The organism is Pseudomonas sp. NPDC089996 (assembly GCF_044748405.1).
Classification (GTDB): Bacteria; Pseudomonadota; Gammaproteobacteria; order Pseudomonadales; family Pseudomonadaceae; genus Aquipseudomonas.
This window is the reverse complement of the sequence record NZ_JBIVGA010000033.1, coordinates 1-3,331: the sequence shown is the minus strand read 5'-3', so window position 1 is coordinate 3,331 and position 3,331 is coordinate 1. Positions and strand designations below refer to the sequence as shown.

General features: G+C 65.6%; 4 protein-coding genes. All 4 read right to left on the bottom strand.

What is annotated here, in order from left to right:
• Positions 1–151: 151 nt before the first annotated feature.
• Positions 152–322 carry a hypothetical protein gene (locus tag ACIPW4_RS27130; protein WP_400663718.1) on the bottom strand — a complete coding sequence of 57 codons (171 nt, stop codon included), beginning with the start codon at positions 320–322 and terminating at the stop codon, positions 152–154.
• A gap of 320 nt (positions 323–642) precedes the next feature.
• On the bottom strand, positions 643–1,593 hold the full coding sequence (locus tag ACIPW4_RS27125) for a 2-hydroxyacid dehydrogenase (protein WP_400663715.1): 951 nt from the start codon (positions 1,591–1,593) through the stop codon (positions 643–645).
• Between the two features lie 24 nt (positions 1,594–1,617).
• The gene (locus tag ACIPW4_RS27120; RefSeq protein ID WP_400663712.1) at positions 1,618–2,376 is read right to left on the bottom strand and encodes an SDR family oxidoreductase; all 759 of its coding nucleotides are present in this window, start codon (positions 2,374–2,376) and stop codon (positions 1,618–1,620) included.
• A gap of 18 nt (positions 2,377–2,394) precedes the next feature.
• On the bottom strand, positions 2,395–3,105 hold the full coding sequence (locus tag ACIPW4_RS27115) for a fumarylacetoacetate hydrolase family protein (RefSeq protein ID WP_400663709.1): 711 nt from the start codon (positions 3,103–3,105) through the stop codon (positions 2,395–2,397).
• Positions 3,106–3,331 lie beyond the last annotated feature (226 nt).

Below are 3,331 nucleotides of genomic sequence, written 5' to 3'. Positions count from 1 at the left end.
GAAGCTGACCAGCTCCAATTGCAACTGGAAGGGGGTGCTCAGGGCCTCTTTGAGCTCGAACGACACGACTTCGAGTTCGATATCAGCCGCCAGGGGCTGGAAGCTGTAACGCAGGTCGGACGGGTGGGGCATGAAGGCTCCAGGCGCAGGATCATTGCTGCAGGATGGGGTTGAGCGACGCCAGTACTTCGGTGGTCAGCAGGCGCTGGCGGACGTGGCTCGGGGCGATGTTCGCTAGCGGGCAGCAGACCTGCGCCGGCGCTGGGCCACGCATGCTGCGAACAAGCGGGCGGCGGAACGGGACGAGGGGCGAGGGGGCCATGCCGAGGGCTCGAGCATGGGGGCGGCGTTGTGCTTGTTTATTGCGTGAGTGGTAGGCGTGGGCATTACAATTCCTCCATCACCCGTCATTGCGCTGGCATGCCAGCCAACGGGCAGTTAGCGAAAAGATGCATCTAAGCTGCACCTGAACACTAACGAGGAACCCATTCTCAGGGGAGCTTCGCTCTTCTTAAAAACTTGTAGGAATATACGTCAGGTAGTTTGAATAGCTTTGAGCGGAGTCATTCATGGTTCGCGCGGCAAAATGGAACGGTGGTTGGCCAGGGGCCCTTCACCGTTCTCACTTCGCATTGCCGCTCTCTAGATAACCAACCCCTGCGGCTTACGCCCGGCAAACACATCCACCAGGCTGGCCACCACCATCTCACCCATGCGCGTGCGGGTCTGCACCGTGGCACTGGCGCGATGCGGCTGCAGCACCACATCTTCACGGTCGAACAACGCCTCGGGCGCCCGCGGTTCATCGGCAAACACATCCAGCGCCGCGCCAGCGATCTCGCCAGCCTCCAGCGCCGCAATCAGTGCCGGCTCATCCACCAGCTTGCCGCGTGCGATGTTGATCAGGTACCCCTCGGCCCCCAACGCCTGCAGCACCTCGCGGTTGACCAGCGCCTCGCCCTTGTCGGCTGCCGCCGCCAGGATCAGCGCGTCGCTATCCTTGGCCAGCTGCACCAGATCCGCCTCGAACCCATACGGCACATCCAGCGCCTGCAGGTCGGTGTAGCGAATCGGGCACCCAAACGCCGCCGCCCGCTGCGCCACCGCGCGGCCGACCCGGCCCATGCCGACGATGCCCACGCGCATGCCCGATACCTGACGGGCCAGTGGCAATGGTGCCAGCGGTGTGGCGCTGGTGGCCCAGTGGCCGGCACGGACGAAGCGGTCACCCGTGCAGATGCCGCGGCACAAGCCGATCAGCAGGCCGATGGCGAGGTCGGCGACATCCTCGGTGAGGGCGCCGATGGTCGCGGTCACATGAATGCCGCGATCACGGGCATAGGCCAGGTCCACCGCGTCAGTGCCCACGCCATTGACCGCGATCACTTCGAGGTTGGGCAGGCGCGCCATCAGCGCCTGGCTGATGCCGGTGTGGCCACCGGTGATCACGCCACGGATGTTGTCGGCATGCTGGCTGACGTAGGCATCCTTGTCGGCCTGTTCGTAATAGCGGTGCACGGTGAACAGCTGTTCCAGCTGCTCACGGATTTGCGGGATCAGAATCGGGCTCAGTTGCAGGACTTCAGGTTTCATCGGTCACTCCATCGGAAACAGGGATCAGCCACGGCCAACGAACGGCATGTTGCTGGCCATCACGGTCATGTTCAGTACGTTGGCATCCAGCGGCAGCGCGGCGATGTAGCGCACCGCATCGGCCACGTGGCGCACGTCGAGCATCGGCTCGGCGGCGATTTCGCCATTGGCCTGGCGCACACCGCGGGTCATGCGCTCGGACAGCTCGGTCAGGGCGTTGCCGATGTCCACCTGGCTGCAGACGATGCCGTAGGGGCGGCCATCCAGCGCCAGCGCCTTGGTCAGGCCCAGCACCGCGTGCTTGCTGGCGGTGTAGGGGGCGGTGAACGGGCGCGGGGTGTGTGCCGAGATGGAGCCGTTGTTGATGATCCGCCCGCCTTGCGGTTGCTGGCGGCGCATCAGGCCGAAGGCGGCGCGGGCACACAGGAATACGCCGTCGACATTGGTGGCGATGACGTTGCGCCAGTTCTCCAGCGGCAACTCGTCGACCGGCACGGCGGGGGCATTGATGCCGGCGTTGTTGAAGATCACATCGAGGCGGCCATGCACCTCTTCGATGGTGGCGAACAGCTGTGCCACGCTCTGCTCGTCGCGAACGTCGGTGGGGACGGCAATGGCTTCACCACCCGCCGCCTGCGCCTGTTTGACGACCGCTTGCAGTGGCTCGGCGCGGCGCCCGGCGAGGACCAGGCTGAAACCGTCCTCCAGCAGGGCGAGGGCGACGGCGCGGCCGATGCCGCTGCCGGCGCCGGTGACCAGGGCGATTTTCTTGTTTTGGCTCATCTCGTTACTCCATGAGGTTCAGGCAGCGTCGGCGGCTTGCCCGGCAGGGCGAGGGCCGACGCGCAGTTGCAGTTCGCCGATGCCATCGATGCCGGCGTGGATCGTGTCGCCCGGGTTCAGCGGCGCCACGCCGGGTGGGCTGCCGGTCATGATCAGGTCGCCGGGGCGCAGCGGCAGCTGGCGGGATAGCCGGCTGATCACCTCGGCCAGGGCCCAGGTCTGCTGACCGAGGTGGGCATGCTGGCGTTCCTGGCCGTTTACCTGCAGCCATAGCGACCCCTCCAGCGGCCATGCGCATTCACTGGCGGCGACGATGGCGGTCATGGGGGCGGAGGCCTCGAATACCTTGGCGCCTTCCCAGGGCAGGCCTTCGGCCTTGGCCTTGCGCTGGTGGTCGCGGCGGGTCAGGTCGAGGCCGGCGGCGAAGCCAAACACGTGCTCCAGAGCCTGCTCCGGGGTGATATCGGCGCCGCCTTTGGCGATAGCCGCGACCAGCTCGATTTCATGGCAGAACTCGTCGGTTTGCGGCGGGAAGGGCAACTCGCCTTGCGCCTCGACCACGTTGCTGGCCGGCTTCATGAAGAACACAGGCTCTAGTGGCGCCGGACCGTAGGACTCTGGCCATGGGTAGTTGCGGCCCAGGCAGAACACCCGGCCGACCGGGAAGCGCGCAGTGCTGCCGCGGATCGGCAGGCAGACGATGGCCGGTGGGTTGAACAGGTAGGTCATGGGTGGATCCTCCGTTTGGAGTGGCCAGCGTATCCAGCGGCTGGCCGGCAAAGTTGGACGAAAGCGGGGTTGGATTGGACTATCCAAGTAACCTGTGCCGGCCCTTTCGCGGCTGAAGCCGCTCCCACGGGGTGGACTGCCCCCCAAAAGTTGGACAGTTTTAAGCTGCCGCCTGGGTCCTGTACTCGACAGGGCTCAGGCCATTGAGCCTCAGCTTGATGCGGTC

Bases quoted from the DNA above. Each gene is read 5' to 3' on its own strand.
- ACIPW4_RS27130 (WP_400663718.1), bottom strand. From the start codon at position 322: ATGGCCCCCTCGCCCCTCGTCCCGTTCCGCCGCCCGCTTGTTCGCAGC.
- ACIPW4_RS27125 (WP_400663715.1), bottom strand. From the start codon at position 1,593: ATGAAACCTGAAGTCCTGCAACTGAGCCCGATTCTGATCCCGCAAATC.
- ACIPW4_RS27120 (WP_400663712.1), bottom strand. From the start codon at position 2,376: ATGAGCCAAAACAAGAAAATCGCCCTGGTCACCGGCGCCGGCAGCGGC.
- ACIPW4_RS27115 (WP_400663709.1), bottom strand. From the start codon at position 3,105: ATGACCTACCTGTTCAACCCACCGGCCATCGTCTGCCTGCCGATCCGC.